Source organism: Bacillus sp. YBWC18 (assembly GCF_002998775.1).
In the GTDB taxonomy this organism is placed as follows: Bacteria; Bacillota; Bacilli; order Bacillales; family Bacillaceae; genus Bacillus.
On record NZ_PVRI01000004.1, the window covers coordinates 312,722 to 327,151 of the forward strand.

At 42.1% G+C, this 14,430-nt stretch carries 19 protein-coding genes; 18 read left to right on the plus strand and 1 reads right to left on the minus strand.

Going from position 1 to position 14,430, the window contains the following annotated elements:
• Positions 1 to 7 precede the first annotated feature (7 nt).
• From C6348_RS13310 to C6348_RS13330, 5 genes are all read left to right on the plus strand, one after another.
• Positions 8 to 700, plus strand: coding sequence for an alpha/beta hydrolase (locus tag C6348_RS13310; RefSeq protein ID WP_034663968.1), 693 nt, complete (start codon positions 8 to 10; stop codon positions 698 to 700).
• A gap of 127 nt (positions 701 to 827) precedes the next feature.
• Positions 828 to 1,166 (plus strand): avidin-fold protein, encoded by a 339-nt coding sequence (locus tag C6348_RS13315; RefSeq protein WP_034663966.1) that lies wholly within the window; start codon positions 828 to 830, stop codon positions 1,164 to 1,166.
• A gap of 165 nt (positions 1,167 to 1,331) precedes the next feature.
• Complete coding sequence (gene cshA / locus C6348_RS13320; protein WP_060595587.1) at positions 1,332 to 2,822, plus strand: degradosome RNA helicase CshA; 1,491 nt, start codon at positions 1,332 to 1,334, stop codon at positions 2,820 to 2,822.
• 112 nt (positions 2,823 to 2,934) lie between these two features.
• On the plus strand, positions 2,935 to 3,414 hold the full coding sequence (locus tag C6348_RS13325; RefSeq protein WP_106043493.1) for a PH domain-containing protein: 480 nt from the start codon (positions 2,935 to 2,937) through the stop codon (positions 3,412 to 3,414).
• Entirely contained in the window at positions 3,404 to 4,900 is a 1,497-nt protein-coding gene (locus C6348_RS13330; RefSeq protein ID WP_106043494.1) for a PH domain-containing protein, read from the plus strand. The genes C6348_RS13325 and C6348_RS13330 overlap by 11 nt, the downstream gene beginning before the upstream one ends.
• A gap of 56 nt (positions 4,901 to 4,956) precedes the next feature.
• On the opposite strand, the gene C6348_RS13335 is transcribed toward C6348_RS13330, so the two are convergent.
• Positions 4,957 to 5,562, minus strand: coding sequence for a rhomboid family intramembrane serine protease (locus tag C6348_RS13335; protein ID WP_106043495.1), 606 nt, complete (start codon positions 5,560 to 5,562; stop codon positions 4,957 to 4,959).
• A gap of 94 nt (positions 5,563 to 5,656) precedes the next feature.
• Here C6348_RS13335 and acpS point away from each other — a divergent pair, with 94 nt between their 5' ends.
• The 13 genes from acpS (at position 5,657) to C6348_RS13400 (ending at position 14,417) form a co-directional block, all read left to right on the plus strand.
• Positions 5,657 to 6,022 (plus strand): holo-ACP synthase, encoded by a 366-nt coding sequence (gene acpS / locus C6348_RS13340; RefSeq protein WP_106043496.1) that lies wholly within the window; start codon positions 5,657 to 5,659, stop codon positions 6,020 to 6,022.
• Between the two features lie 160 nt (positions 6,023 to 6,182).
• The gene (locus tag C6348_RS13345; RefSeq protein WP_095286222.1) at positions 6,183 to 7,199 is read left to right on the plus strand and encodes a LolA family protein; all 1,017 of its coding nucleotides are present in this window, start codon (positions 6,183 to 6,185) and stop codon (positions 7,197 to 7,199) included.
• A gap of 136 nt (positions 7,200 to 7,335) precedes the next feature.
• A complete protein-coding gene (gene alr, locus C6348_RS13350; RefSeq protein WP_106043497.1) occupies positions 7,336 to 8,517 on the plus strand; it encodes an alanine racemase in 1,182 nt (393 codons plus the stop codon).
• Positions 8,518 to 8,810: 293 nt separating this feature from the next.
• Positions 8,811 to 9,092 carry a hypothetical protein gene (locus C6348_RS13355; protein ID WP_012008995.1) on the plus strand — a complete coding sequence of 94 codons (282 nt, stop codon included), beginning with the start codon at positions 8,811 to 8,813 and terminating at the stop codon, positions 9,090 to 9,092.
• A gap of 4 nt (positions 9,093 to 9,096) precedes the next feature.
• On the plus strand, positions 9,097 to 9,447 hold the full coding sequence (gene ndoA / locus C6348_RS13360; protein WP_003214169.1) for a type II toxin-antitoxin system endoribonuclease NdoA: 351 nt from the start codon (positions 9,097 to 9,099) through the stop codon (positions 9,445 to 9,447).
• Between the two features lie 117 nt (positions 9,448 to 9,564).
• Positions 9,565 to 10,440 (plus strand): RsbT co-antagonist protein RsbRA, encoded by an 876-nt coding sequence (locus C6348_RS13365; RefSeq protein WP_045210228.1) that lies wholly within the window; start codon positions 9,565 to 9,567, stop codon positions 10,438 to 10,440.
• Complete coding sequence (gene rsbS, locus C6348_RS13370) at positions 10,400 to 10,768, plus strand: RsbT antagonist protein RsbS (RefSeq protein ID WP_003214235.1); 369 nt, start codon at positions 10,400 to 10,402, stop codon at positions 10,766 to 10,768. Before C6348_RS13365 ends, rsbS begins: the two co-directional genes overlap by 41 nt.
• A gap of 2 nt (positions 10,769 to 10,770) precedes the next feature.
• Positions 10,771 to 11,172, plus strand: a complete 402-nt coding sequence (locus C6348_RS13375; protein WP_034663954.1) for an anti-sigma regulatory factor — start codon at positions 10,771 to 10,773, stop codon at positions 11,170 to 11,172.
• Between the two features lie 10 nt (positions 11,173 to 11,182).
• Complete coding sequence (locus tag C6348_RS13380; RefSeq protein WP_106039295.1) at positions 11,183 to 12,190, plus strand: PP2C family protein-serine/threonine phosphatase; 1,008 nt, start codon at positions 11,183 to 11,185, stop codon at positions 12,188 to 12,190.
• Positions 12,191 to 12,249: 59 nt separating this feature from the next.
• Positions 12,250 to 12,579 (plus strand): anti-sigma factor antagonist, encoded by a 330-nt coding sequence (locus C6348_RS13385; RefSeq protein ID WP_106031678.1) that lies wholly within the window; start codon positions 12,250 to 12,252, stop codon positions 12,577 to 12,579.
• The gene (gene rsbW / locus C6348_RS13390; protein ID WP_106031679.1) at positions 12,576 to 13,064 is read left to right on the plus strand and encodes an anti-sigma B factor RsbW; all 489 of its coding nucleotides are present in this window, start codon (positions 12,576 to 12,578) and stop codon (positions 13,062 to 13,064) included. Before C6348_RS13385 ends, rsbW begins: the two co-directional genes overlap by 4 nt.
• Positions 13,030 to 13,818, plus strand: coding sequence for an RNA polymerase sigma factor SigB (sigB, locus tag C6348_RS13395; protein WP_099679665.1), 789 nt, complete (start codon positions 13,030 to 13,032; stop codon positions 13,816 to 13,818). Before rsbW ends, sigB begins: the two co-directional genes overlap by 35 nt.
• Complete coding sequence (locus tag C6348_RS13400; protein ID WP_106043498.1) at positions 13,818 to 14,417, plus strand: PP2C family serine/threonine-protein phosphatase; 600 nt, start codon at positions 13,818 to 13,820, stop codon at positions 14,415 to 14,417. The genes sigB and C6348_RS13400 overlap by 1 nt, the downstream gene beginning before the upstream one ends.
• Positions 14,418 to 14,430: the final 13 nt, after the last annotated feature.

The window sequence follows — 14,430 nt, forward strand, 5'->3', positions numbered from 1 at the left end:
TGACAGAATGATTGGCTGTCTATGTATACATGGATTCACTGGCGCGCCCTATGAAGTGGAACCGCTGGCGCAATATTTAAAGCAGAAGACAGATTGGAACGTTCAGTCAGTCACGCTTCCGGGGCATGGAGATGAGCTTCAGCTCAAAGGCATTTTCTATCAAGAATGGATTGCAACAGCTGAATTAGAACTGCTATCTCTTTACCGAACATGCGACACCATTTTTTTGATCGGCTTTTCCATGGGGGGAATGATTGCTTCTTATCTAGCAGCGAAGTATCCGGTTGCTCGTCTCGTTCTTTTAAGTGCTGCGGCTAAATATGTGAATCCAAAACAAATGATTCAAGACACAAGGCAGATGTTGAAGGAATCATTGTCTGGGCTGATTGATACGAATCCTTTGTATGATAGATACCGCCATAAGCTAACGAGCACGCCGCTGTCAGCTGCTGTAGAATTTATGAAGCTGGTGAAGCAAACGAAGAGCTCCCTTGAGAAGCTTCACCTCCCTGTGTTAATTGTTCAAGGTGAAAGTGATGGGATTGTGCCCGCTTCAAGTGCAGAATTTATTGATCATAAAATCCCGTCTCGTCAGAAAGAAATGTTTTATTTACCTGATTGTAAACACCATGTTTGTCACGAGCCATGTGCACAGCAATTGTTTGAAAAAGTAGAGCAATTTCTAAAAAAAACAATTTAATCTATAGAAAAGCGAAAATGTGGCTAAACTAATATAAATTGAATCCCACTTGTTAAAAATTGCATCATTTTTGTCGAATGAGTGACAAGCCTATGGTACAATAGGAAAGAAAAGGTGGTTGATTCGGTTGTTTCATTATGACGGAAAAACCTTTGTCCCGCAGTCTAATTCGAGTAACGGAGAAGTATCGGCAGGAACCATATTTCAATATCGTCAGGACGGGAATATATTAACGGGCACATATCAAGGCGGCAGTATTGTATCTGGTGTACTTGTAGGAACTGTGAATGAGGATGGAACACTTCATTTTAGGTACCACCATGTCAGCAAAGACGGCAGCATGAGAAGCGGGTCTTGCAATTCTACACCTAAGCAGTTGGATAACGGAAAAATTCAACTGTTCGAAAAGTGGAAATGGATGGATGGAGATCAAAGTGATGGTGAATCTGTCATTGTGGAACAGTAGATATATCCATTTCTGTCTTGTTGAAAAACAAATAGTGTAATGGTAAGATATAAGGTAGGGTAATTCGGGCTTTGTATATAATGGACCTGTCCTTTCGGAAAAGGGCAGTTTTTAATGATCATTCACGAGATTACTGAAACAGCAATTAGAAGGAGTTTGAATAATTTGACTATAACGTTTCAAGATTTTCAATTAAGCGAAAGTCTCATGAAAGCTATTAACCGCATGGGATTTGAAGAAGCAACACCGATTCAAGCGGAAACAATTCCTCTCGGTCTTCAGAATAAAGATGTCATTGGACAAGCACAAACAGGAACAGGAAAAACTGCAGCATTTGGTATTCCTCTTGTAGAAAAAATCGACCCAGCGTCTCCAAATATCCAAGCGATTATCATTGCGCCAACAAGAGAATTAGCGATTCAAGTATCTGAAGAGCTATACAAAATTGGCCAAGACAAGCGTGCGCGCGTACTTCCGATTTACGGTGGACAAGATATCGGCCGCCAAATCCGTTCGCTCAAGAAAAATCCTCATATCATCGTAGGGACTCCAGGACGTTTACTCGATCACATTAACCGTCGTACAATGCGTCTTCAAAATGTTGAAACTGTTGTGCTAGATGAAGCAGACGAAATGCTAAACATGGGTTTCATCGAAGACATTGAATCGATCCTTTCAAATGTACCAAGTGAACACCAAACACTTTTATTCTCTGCGACAATGCCTGCACCAATTAAGCGCATTGCAGAGCGTTTTATGACCAACCCAGAACATGTAAAAGTAAAAGCGAAAGAAATGACAGTCTCTAACATCCAACAGTTCTACTTGGATATCCACGAGCGTAAGAAGTTTGATACATTGACTCGTCTTCTTGACATTCAATCACCTGAGCTTTCAATTGTCTTCGGCCGTACGAAGCGCCGTGTTGACGAATTGACAGAAGCACTTAACCTTAGAGGTTATACAGCTGAAGGAATTCATGGTGACCTGACACAAGCGAAACGTATGGTTGCGCTTCGTAAATTCAAAGAAGGTTCAATCGATGTGCTTGTAGCAACAGACGTTGCAGCACGTGGACTTGATATCTCAGGCGTAACACACGTGTATAACTTTGACGTGCCACAAGATCCAGAGAGCTACGTACACCGTATTGGACGTACAGGACGTGCTGGACGTACAGGTATGGCGGTGACATTTATCACACCGCGTGAAAAAGATATGCTTCGTGCGATTGAGCAAACGACTAAACGTAAAATGGAACGTATGAAAGAACCAACTCTAGATGAAGCAATTGAAGGTCAACAGCAAGTAACCATTGATCGTCTGCGCACAATCATCAGTGAAAACAACTTAAACTTCTACATGACAGCTGCTGCTGAATTGCTAGAAGATAATGATTCTGTCACAGTGGTTGCGGCTGCCATCAAAATGATGACAAAAGAGCCAGATGCAACGCCTGTTCGTTTGACAGATGAAGCACCAATGATTTCAAAACGCAATCGCAACAACCGCAGCTCTTCTAAACGTAGAGACGGCGGCGGAGGAGGCGGCTATCGCGGGAAAAGCCGTTCATCGTACGGTGATAAAAAGCGTTCATCAAATGACCGCAATCGTTCTTCTAACGATCGTCGTCAAAAGAAATCTTATAACAACTAACATACAAGAGCGAATCCTTTGCAGGGTTCGCTTTTTTTAACAGGCTTATTGAAACTTTTTAGGCTCTGTTTCGTAATATATTGATAGAAAAGTAAGAGAATGGGGGAAGAATGTGAGAAAACAGCCGCAACGTCAAATTAGCTTAAATGGATTAAAGGTATGGCGTCTTCAAAATGGAATTATCTCATTGATTTTCTTACTCATCATCATTGGGGTATTTATTGCTAGTTATTATTTTCAATGGCCATATTGGGTTGGGGCCATCCTCGTCGGTTTATGGGTCTTACAGGTCATTTTTGGCATTTGGCTTATACCGAAAATCCGTCATCGCATCTGGCGCTACGAAGTATTCGAAAATGAAATTGAAATTCAGCATGGACTCATTCGCGTCACACGTGTGATTGTACCGATGGTGCGAGTCCAGCATGTCGATACATCGCAAGGACCGCTTTTAAGGCGCTACCGTTTGGCATCTGTGCAAATATCGACTGCTGCCACAGTTCATGATATACCGGCGCTAGAATTAGAAGAAGCAGATGAGCTTCGTGATTACATATCTCGTTTAGCAAGGGTGACGGAAGATGATGTCTGAACCAAAACGTGTACATCCAATCTCGATGTTCATTGATTTTATATCAGATGCCGTATCCATGATCAAAAACTTCATTATCCCTTTTTTCGTGCTTATTTTTGTGAACTCGAATTCGAGCATTCGTTTTTATGCATTTATCATTCTCGGTGTGCTTCTTTTATGGAAAGCTGTTTCAACCGTTTTAGCATGGAGGCGATTCACCTACCGGATGGAAGATGATGAATTTCGCGTGGAATCGGGCGTCATCACAAAAAAGAAAAAATATATTTCGTTAGAACGAATTCAAACCGTGAATACAAGTGAAGGTATCTTCCAGCGGATTTTCGGCTTGGTGCGGGTCCAAATCGAAACAGCAGGCGGAACGGACGGTCCGGAAGTGAGCCTGACGGCGATTACAAAAGCAGAAGCGGAACAATTAAAGCAATCGATTTTCAACCGGAAGAAAAGCTTGCAGCAAGAAGAGGTGTTGGGTGAAAATGGGGATGTTCTACATGATCCTCTGACAGCGCAACAACCTGTAGAAGAAATGAATGTTTCCTATCGGATGGGTGTACCAGAGCTGCTTTTGGCTGCGACCACTTCAAGCGGAATCGGAGTCATTATTTCCGGGTGTCTCGCCATTTACACACAAATAGATGAAATTCTTCCTTTGGACGGATTCGTCAAGCGGTTCTCTTTTTTAAGTCATGCGAGTGTTGAGATTTATGCGATTCTCATATTTCTTGCCGTATTGATTGCGTGGATTCTTAGTGTTGGGGTAACAGCCCTCCAATATGCGAATTTTACCGCAAAACGAAAAGGGAAAGACATCATCATCACAAGAGGGCTCATCGAGAGGCATCAAATGACCATTCCACTTGCGAGAATTCAAGCAGTGAAAATCAAAGAAAATATTCTCCGTGAGCCTTTTGGCTTTGCGACGGTGATGCTTGTGAGTGCAGGAGGTTCTATTACAGAAAAAGAAACCTCTTCCGTCTTATTTCCGCTGATTCGGAAGAAAAAAATCAACGAACTGCTGTCTCAATTCACAGATCATTATCACTTGGCGCCAGAAGCTGAACTGAAAAAGGTGCCAAAGCGTTCACTCAAACGCTACCTGATCTCTTACGGCTTTGTGCCATTACTTGTCGGCGTGATCCTATCTGTACGTTTTCCGCCATGGGGGTATTTGGCACTCATTCCGCTTCCTATTGCTTTGGTTTTTGGCTATTTAGCTTATAAACAATCAGGCTATACGATCAAAGATCCATTGATTCAACTGACATCAAGAGGCATTGGCAAAACCACTGGCATTGTCTTGAGAAAACGAATGCAAAACTATACGATGACGCAATCTTTCTTCCAAAAGAAAGGCCGATTGGCGAGTATTCACACCTTTGTGAAATCCTCTGCACTGCTTGATTCCTTTGGTGTGCATCACCTTGAGGAAGAAGATGCTGCACGTGTAATGGATTGGTATTCGTATGAAAAAAATAAATCTTCTTAAACAAAAAATGTCGATCAGCTTCCCGTTCATAGGAGTGATCGACATTTTTTATGAGGTTAGTAGCGTCTTTTTTTTGAATGGAAAAATAGCGTAAGAGGTGCTAGGAGCATGCCGCCGATCAATCCAAATAAGTGAGCCATAATATTGATGTTTGAGTTAACGAAAGTCATGATGACAGAGACTGCAAGAATCGTTATGATCACCTGAGAATTGCCGCGGTCCATCATGTGCGGTTTAAATAGAACAAGGTATAAATAAACGCCAAACAAACCGAAGATGGCACCAGAAGCGCCGACATGTACATACTCTAAAGGCTCTACCCAATAGGTTCCGAGATTGCCAATGAACCCTGCACCAAGATAGATGATCAGAAATCGAACCTTCCCAAGCAAATACTCAAGCGCTGGAGCGAATAAGAACAAGGACATAGAATTGAACAAAATATGGGTCAGACTTCCGTGAAGGAAAATAGGTGTGACGAGCCGCCACCATTCTCCGGCAGCTACCCCATAATTGAAACCGACGAAATGGTCGTGACCAAGCTGTATAAGAGGGATAGGAATCGCAAATAGAAGCCACAGACCAATTTGCAAAGCAAGAATCGTTGTTACGATTGGATACGATCTAATAAATTGTTGAAAGCTCTCCGTTCGAATAAACATAACAAACCCCTTTTGACTAGATAATGGTAAGTTTATAGTAACACGTTTATGAAGAGAACATCCAAATTAGTACGAGTATCATAGGAGGTACCTCATGATCAAAGGAATAGGCATTGATATTGTAGAAATCAACCGGCTCGCGCGAGTGCTTAACAGACAGCCTCGTTTACCAGAACGAATTTTAACGTTAAGTGAACAAGACATCTTTAACGAACTCAGTGAAAAGAGGCAGCTGGAATTTTTGGCGGGACGGTTTGCAGCAAAGGAAGCTTTCGCTAAAGCTTACGGAACGGGAATCGGCCGGCATTTAAGCTTTCATGACTTGGAAATTCAGAAAGACGAACATGGAAAACCTTTCATCAAAAGCAAGAAAACGATGGGCGACCAGCTTCATGTGTCCATCACTCACACGAAAGAATATGCTGCTGCACAAGTTTTAATTGAAAGGTTGTCAAGCTAGTCTGCATATTGTTTGTCCCCCCTTCATATATTGGGTAGTGCGATAAGGAAGGGCGAGTTGCTAACAGGCTTTGATGGTTCGCGGTACGCAGTTAACTCTTGAGGCGTACTGTTAAAGTCAAACAAGCGGTTTCTTCCTTTTAACACAATTAACGAAGGGGTTGAAAAGGGTGAGAAAAAGCTTTGTTTTGCTTGTAACGGGAATCCTTTTTGTACTGATTCTCTCCGCATGCGGTCAAAAATCTCAGCAGGATATCGTTGGAGATTTAAACAAAAAGGCAGAGGAAATGACATCATACAAAGCCAAAGCAAAAATGACCATTGAGACAGGAAATGACCCGCAGGAGTATCGAGTAGAAATTTGGTACAAGAAGCCGGAACTTTACCGTGTCTATTTAGAAAATCCGAAAAAGGATCAGAGTCAAGTCATTTTAAGAAATGGCAATGGTGTGTTTGTGCTGACACCTTCATTGAACAAGAGCTTCCGTTTCCACAGTGATTGGCCAAATAATAGCAGTCAGGTCTACTTATTTGAGTCACTCGTGAAGGACATTAAAAATGACAGTGCAGCTCAGTTCAAAGCGAAAGAATCAAAGTATGTGTTCGAAACCAAAACCAATTATCAGCACAACCAAATGCTGCCTACCCAAGAGATTACCTTTCATAAAAAAACAATGGCGCCTGCCAGTGTGAAAGTACTGGATAGCGACAAAAAGCCAATGGTGAAAGTGGAATTCTCTCACTTTGAATTCAATAAATCCTTTGACAAAGATGCATTTGATGAGAAGAAAAACATGACACTCTCTCAAATGGATGTAGCCACAAGTGCAGACTCATCTGACAGCTTTGCGGTAAAAACGCCAGTTGATATGCCAGAGGGCGTGAAGAAGATGGAAGAGAAAGAAATGATGACAGATGCTGGGAAACGTTATGTGATGACGTATGGCGGTAAGAAATCCTTCACACTCATTCAGGAAAAAGCGAGAGTAGCTGAAGCATCTACGCCTGTGACGATGAACGGCGAGCCAGTCGACCTTGGCATGACAGTTGGGGTTCTCACAGATCAATCCCTTTCATGGACATCTGACGGAGTGGACTACTTGATTTCTTCAAGTGATCTATCGAAGGAAGAGCTCTTGATGGTTGCAAAGAGTGTAGAAGGCCAGTCAGCTAAATAAATATCTCAGGCGAGAGCCTTGGAAATGAAAAATCAGCCCTATGCAAGGGCTGATTTTCTTTGATTTGTTTCACATTATTCTTGATTTTTAGTATCATAATAAAGGTATTGAATCATTCAATAGGGAAGTGTGACGGATGGACACAAATGCCTTTTATAGAGACACATGGGCAGAAATTAATTTAACAGCAATTAAGCATAATGTTTCACATATGAAAGATCATATTGGTCAAAGTGTTCAACTGATGGCTGTGGTGAAAGCCAATGCATATGGACATGGAGATATAGAAGTGGCAAGAGCTGCCCTCAAAGCAGGAGCAGACTTATTAGCCGTAGCCTTTTTAGATGAGGCTGTTTCTTTAAGAAATAAAGGCATCAAAGCACCGATTCTTGTACTCGGCGCCGTACCGCCGGAATATGTCAAAGCCGCCGTTCGATACAATGTCATCATGACCGCTTACTCCATCGATTGGCTGAGAGAAGTCACCACAATGGTGAAAGGGCAGATGGGACAACCTATACGTTTTCATTTGAAAATAGACAGCGGAATGAACCGATTAGGTGTGAAAACGATAGAGCAAGTGAACGAAGTGAAAAAGCTTGTCAGTGAACACTCTTATTTACAGCTGGAAGGCGTATTTACTCACTTTGCGACAGCAGATGAAAAGGATGAGGCCTACTTTGATCGGCAGGTCGATACCTTTCAAACACTGCTCGAGCCGCTTCATACGGACAAGCTGCTCGTTCATTGCGCCAACAGTGCAGCAGGTCTAAGGTTTAAAGACGTTTTGTTTAATATGGTTCGCTTCGGCATCAGTATGTACGGGCTGTCACCGTCAGAAGAAATCAAGGATGAATTGCCTTTCAAGCTGGAAGAAGCCATGTCTCTTCATACAAAGCTTGCCCATGTGAAGCACATTCAAAAGGGTGAGAGTGTCAGCTACGGGGCGACGTATACAGCCAATCAAGATACGTGGATCGGCACGGTTCCAGTCGGCTATGCAGATGGGTGGATCAGGAAGCTGGCAGGAACGGAAGTGCTCGTTGGCGGAAAGCGCCGGAAGATCGCAGGAAGGGTTTGCATGGATCAATTCATGATTGAACTGAAAGACAATCTTCCAGTAGGGGAGCCGGTCGTTTTAATTGGTAAGCAAGGGGAAGACATGGTATCAGTCGATGAAATCGCAAAAAGGCTTGAAACCATTAACTATGAAGTCACTTGCTCGATTGGCCACCGCATCCCAAGAGTATATATGGAGGACGGCAAAAGAGTGTATGTACGGAATCCGCTGCTTCAAAGCGGGCCAAGCTTTTTATAAACAGTGTTCAAAAGAACGATGGTCAAACTGACTTCGTTCTTTTTTATTCGACAAAAGTAGGGTAAACATTCTCCCTTTTTTAGAGATTTTGGAAATACCGTATGATTTTCGGAAAAAAGCGTATAATGGGAAAGAGGAACTCCATTATCATCTTGATTTACGGGTGGCGAGCCGCTTCATGTTCTAATAAGAAATCATGAAAAAACAGCTTTGCTTGTGCATTGAATAATGGTATGATTAGTCTTGGAATGGATCGATACGGTATCCGTAAGTTTTGTGGAGGTGTATGTTTTTTGTCTGAATCCAGCGCAACAAACGAAATGAAGATTCGACTGCCGGAGACTTTAATGTCTGAGATCGAACGAGTAGCAGAGCAGGATAAGGTAACAAGAAATGAATTGATCTACCGAGCGACAAAAACGTATATTCGTGAACGTAATATTCGACAAAATCGTGAATCGATGAGACGCGGCTACATGGAGATGGCGAAAATTAATCTGAATATCTCTTCAGAGGCACAATACGCAGAGTTTGAGGCTGAGAATACAGTTGAGCGATTAGTCAGCGGGGGTTAAACATTTGATTGTTAAACGCGGTGATGTTTACTTTGCTGATTTATCTCCTGTTGTTGGCTCCGAGCAGGGCGGGGTTCGCCCAGTATTGGTGATTCAAAATGACATTGGAAATCGCTTCAGCCCGACTGCTATCGTTGCAGCCATAACAGCCCAAATACAAAAAGCGAAATTACCGACTCACGTCGAAATCAATGCAAAGCGCTACGGCTTTGAACGGGATTCTGTCATTCTTTTGGAACAGATTCGTACGATCGATAAACAAAGATTGACAGATAAAATTACACATCTTGATGATGAGATGATGGAGAAGGTTGATGAAGCCTTACAAGTTAGTTTGGCTCTTATTGATTTTTAATATGGTGATATTTGGTTGCTCTCCTGTGAGCAACTTTTTTTTGTGTTCATTTTTTATTAAGGCTATAATGGAGAGAGAATGAAAGTTATTGTTTTTTATGTATGTAGGGGGTAAATTATGTCGAATCATATCGTGTTAGCTTTTGCGAGAGCGCACCAAAAGGAATTAGAAAAAGAATGGACTGACATCTTCAAACGACTCGGAGAAGAAGAAACGGACATGATGCTAAACGATAAAATGTATGAAACCATTTGTTCCGAATATGTCCAGCTTATTCTAGCATCCCTTTCAGAGGCGAATGCTGAGGATTTTGAAGAAAAAGTGCAATCTTTTGCTTTAAAAATTGTACAAATGGGTATATCACTTAAGTTACTGGCAAAAGGGCTAACGGAAATCCGTTCACACTTATATCACAAAATGAACAGTGACAAAAATACTGAACAAGGAAGTAATGAGCTCATATGGGAAATTGATCGGTTCATCTCACCAGTTCATAACGAAATATTGAATCACTACTCCATCTCATGGGAGAAAACCGTCAACCTTCAAAAAATTGCGTTACAGGAACTTTCTGCTCCGCTGATTCCGGTGTTTGAGCACATCACTGTCATGCCTCTTGTCGGAACAATTGATACAGACCGTGCGAAGAAGATCATGGAGAATCTGTTAAATGGCGTTGTGAAGCATCGGTCACAGGTGGTCTTAATCGACATCACCGGTGTACCTGTCGTCGATACAATGGTGGCACACCATATCATTCAAGCGTCAGAGGCTGTGAGATTAGTAGGTGCAAAATGCTTATTGGTCGGTATTCGCCCAGAAATCGCCCAAACCATCGTCACCCTTGGAATTGATTTATCTCAAGTTACAACAAAGAATACCCTTCAAAAAGGAATTCAAACTGCTTTAGAAATGACAAATCGAAAAATTGTTTCATTGGAGGGGAAACCCAGTGAGAAATCACCCGAAGATTCCAATCTTAAAATTATATAATTGTCTTCTAATTTCGATACAGTGGGAGCTTGATGACCAAACAGCCCTTCACTTTCAAGAAGACTTGCTGAATAAAATTCATGAAACAGGAGCGAACGGCGTTGTCATTGACCTAACATCTGTTGATATGATTGATTCATTTATCGCAAAAGTATTAGGCGATGTCATCACGATGTCAAAGCTCATGGGGGCAAAAGTTGTATTAACAGGAATACAGCCGGCAGTCGCTGTAACACTGATTGAACTTGGTATATCACTGGAAGAAATTCAGACAGCATTAGATCTTGAACAAGGGCTTGAGACATTGAAGCGGGAATTGGGGGAATAGATATGAAAGACCAATCCTGTGTGAAAATTTTGACGGAATGGGACATAGTTGCGGCAAGACAACTGGGGCGAAATGTTGCTAAAGAATTAGGATTTGGAACAGTTGACCAAGCAAGAATTACGACGGCCATTTCTGAACTAGCTCGAAACATCTATTTATACGCTGGTAAAGGTCAGATTTGTATAGAAGAAGTGATGGAGCGCGGAAAGCGTGGACTCAAAATCATTGCAGCCGATGAAGGGCCTGGCATCATGGATATACGTAAAGTGATGGAAGACGGTTTTTCTACATCAGGCGGACTCGGAGCAGGTCTTCCGGGAGTCAGAAGACTGATGGATGATTTTGAATTAGATTCTACACAAGAACAAGGAACGGAGATAAAAGCTGTTAAGTGGCTTCGCTAGGAGGGAAACCATGGATTTTAAGGAGGTAATGGAGCAGCGGTATCATCAGCTGCTCAGTCGTTATATCAGTGATTTAACTGAAACATCGCTTTATCAAGCTCAAAAATTTAGCCGAAAAACCATTGAGCATCAAATACCTCCTGAAGAAATAGTGAGTGTTCACCGAAAAGTGATTCAGGAGCTATACCCTGATTTGCCGAAAGATGTCTTTCATTCACTAGACTTCTTAATTGAAGTCATGATTGGGTACGGACTAGCTTACCAGGAACATTTAACACTTAGAGGCATCCAGCAAGAAATTAAATCAGAAATCGAAATTGCTGCTAATGTTCAGCAAACCCTTCTGGAAACGAAAATTCCAGAAGGAGACACATTTGATATCGGGGCTATTAGTGTGCCGGCAAAACAGATGAGTGGAGATTATTACCATTTTGTCACCGATCACGATACGATCAATATCGCGATCGCAGATGTCATTGGGAAAGGCATCCCGGCTGCGCTCTGTATGTCGATGATTAAGTATGCGATGGATTCCTTGCCGGAGTCAGGAAGCGGTCCCACAAAGGTGTTAAAAACCCTTAATCGTGTCGTCGAGCAAAACGTAGACCCGAGCATGTTTATTACCATGTTCTATGGCAGCTATAATAAAGCAACGCATGAATTTAAATATGCATCGGCTGGTCATGAGCCGGGCTTTTTCTATTGCAAAAAAGAGAATCAATTTTACGATTTAGACGCTAAGGGACTTGTCCTTGGGATCGCACCAGACTTTGACTATCGGCAGTATGAGAAGTATTTGGACGTCGGGGATATGATCATCTTATTCTCAGATGGCGTGACAGAATCCAAGTCAGAGGACGGTTTTTTAGAGCGGGAGGATATCAAAACGCTTATAGCAGAGCACCTATCTTATTCAGCTCAGGAAATGGTCGATGCTATCTATGCCAGCTTACTGAAGCTGCAAGATTTTCAGCTTCATGATGACTTTACATTACTTGTTCTGAAAAGAAAGGTTTAGAAAGTAAATATGCGGGTATATAAAATTCTAGGAAACAAGAATTTCGAGGTGAATGCATAATGAATATGTCTATGAAAGAGCATCAAATAGATAATAAGACGAAAATTAGCGTCAGCGGAGAAATCGATGTGTACTCCGCACCTGAGCTAAGAGAAACGCTCATGCCTAAAGCCGAGGCGGGAGAGCATCTTGAAATCTGTTTGAAGGATGTTACGTATATGGATAGTACAGGATTAGGTGTATTTGTTGGGCTGTTTAAAGCAGCTCAAAAAGCAGGCGGAACATTAAAGCTTGAGAACTTATCGGATCGGCTTGTAAGATTGTTTGAAATTACTGGACTAAAGGACATCATTGACATTTCTGCAAATACAGAGGGTGGGGTACAATGAACGAATCAGTAGATTTAATCGAGATGAAAATCCCGGCGAAACCAGAATACGTAGGCATCATTCGTCTGACTCTTTCAGGCGTAGCAAGCCGTATGGGCTATGCCTACGAAGAGATTGAGGACCTAAAAATAGCTGTCAGTGAGGCCTGTACAAATGCGGTTCAGCATGCCTACAAAGGTGCTGTTGGAGAAGATGGAGAGGTAGCTGTTCGCTTTCTTGTCTATGAGGATCGTCTAGAAATCATTGTCTCTGACAAAGGCGGTAGCTTTGACTTTAAGCAAAAGCAGGAAGGACTAGGGCCTTACACATCTGCTCATACGGTGGATCAATTGGCAGAAGGAGGTCTTGGTTTATATTTGATGCAAACATTGATGGATGAAGTCGAGGTGCAAGCAAACTCCGGAGTTACCGTTGCGATGACAAAGTTTTTAAACAGGGAGCGAGTTGACCATGACACAACCATCCAAAACTATGAAACTAACTAAAGATGAAGTGGATCGCCTCATCCAAAGCTATCAAACCAATCAAGACGAGCAGGCGCAGCTCACGCTTGTCGAATGTTATACAAATCTGGTCGATATGCTGGCGAAAAAATATTCCAAAGGGAAAAGTTTTCATGAGGATCTCAGACAAGTTGGAATGATTGGTTTACTCGGTGCCATTAAGCGATATGACCCGCTCGTCGGTAAATCATTTGAAGCCTTTGCGATTCCAACCATTATCGGGGAAATCAAACGCTTTTTACGTGATAAGACATGGAGTGTCCATGTACCAAGGCGGATAAAAGAGCTTGGCCCAAGAATCAAGATGGCAGTTGACCATCTGACAACGGAGACGCAAAAGTCACCTAAAGTACAAGAAATTGCAGAATATCTAGATGTGACAGAAGAAGAAGTACTTGAAACAATGGAGATGGGCAAAAGCTATCAAGCGCTGTCTGTAGACCAAGGCGTTGAGGCTGATTCTGAAGGAAGTACCGTTACCATTTTAGACGTCGTCGGCTCACAGGAAGAAGGCTACGAACGCGTGAACCAAAAAATGATGCTTGAGAGTGTGCTTCATGTTCTGACAGATCGAGAAAAAGAAATTATCAATCTGACTTATTTACAAAATAAGAGTCAGAAAGAAACAGGCGATTTACTCGGGATATCCCAAATGCATGTATCGAGACTGCAACGGAAGGCAGTTAAAAAGCTACGAGATGCATTATCAGAAGATGCGTCTATGGAGCTAGGGTAATGAAGCAGATTGAACAGCATGAGCATGTGAATGCCATTATTTATCAATCGAATAAAGAAGGGAAATCATGCTGCGGGGACAGTTTTTTTATTAAAGCAGATGATGAAGAACTAATTTGTGCTGTGGCAGACGGATTAGGCAGCGGTCAGTTCGCCAATGAATCATCTTCTTTAGTCAGCGAAATTGTCGAAGAATATGGACATGAGGATATGACGACCCTCATCGACAGATGCAATCAGGCTATGAAAAATAAACGCGGGGCCACAGTTGCGATCTTAAAGGTGAATTTTTCCCAGCAGCAATTTACCTATTGTTCGGTTGGTAATATTCGGTTTATCTTGAATACCCCTTCTGGCGACTATATTTATCCACTTCCGACATCAGGATACTTATCAGGGAAACCTAGAAAATATAAAACTTACACCTATTCCTACGAAAAAGGATCGACATTCATTATGTATTCAGACGGACTGAATGTGCCAAACATGAGAATGTGTTTAAAGCATAGTCATTCAGTTGCAGACATTGCCAAACAGCTTGAAACATACACACAAGACAAGAAAGACGATCTCACCTATGTACTTGGTCAGCTCATGTAAAATAGCTGACCTT

Excerpts from the sequence above, each read along its gene's own strand:
- C6348_RS13310 (WP_034663968.1), top strand. The coding sequence starts at position 8 with ATGATTGGCTGTCTATGTATACATGGATTCACTGGCGCGCCCTATGAA.
- C6348_RS13330 (WP_106043494.1), top strand. The coding sequence starts at position 3,404 with ATGATGTCTGAACCAAAACGTGTACATCCAATCTCGATGTTCATTGAT.
- C6348_RS13335 (WP_106043495.1), bottom strand. The coding sequence starts at position 5,562 with ATGTTTATTCGAACGGAGAGCTTTCAACAATTTATTAGATCGTATCCA.
- acpS (WP_106043496.1), top strand. The coding sequence starts at position 5,657 with ATGATCAAAGGAATAGGCATTGATATTGTAGAAATCAACCGGCTCGCG.
- alr (WP_106043497.1), top strand. The coding sequence starts at position 7,336 with ATGGACACAAATGCCTTTTATAGAGACACATGGGCAGAAATTAATTTA.
- C6348_RS13365 (WP_045210228.1), top strand. The coding sequence starts at position 9,565 with ATGTCGAATCATATCGTGTTAGCTTTTGCGAGAGCGCACCAAAAGGAA.
- C6348_RS13375 (WP_034663954.1), top strand. The coding sequence starts at position 10,771 with ATGAAAGACCAATCCTGTGTGAAAATTTTGACGGAATGGGACATAGTT.
- C6348_RS13380 (WP_106039295.1), top strand. The coding sequence starts at position 11,183 with ATGGATTTTAAGGAGGTAATGGAGCAGCGGTATCATCAGCTGCTCAGT.
- C6348_RS13385 (WP_106031678.1), top strand. The coding sequence starts at position 12,250 with ATGAATATGTCTATGAAAGAGCATCAAATAGATAATAAGACGAAAATT.
- rsbW (WP_106031679.1), top strand. The coding sequence starts at position 12,576 with ATGAACGAATCAGTAGATTTAATCGAGATGAAAATCCCGGCGAAACCA.
- sigB (WP_099679665.1), top strand. The coding sequence starts at position 13,030 with ATGACACAACCATCCAAAACTATGAAACTAACTAAAGATGAAGTGGAT.
- C6348_RS13400 (WP_106043498.1), top strand. The coding sequence starts at position 13,818 with ATGAAGCAGATTGAACAGCATGAGCATGTGAATGCCATTATTTATCAA.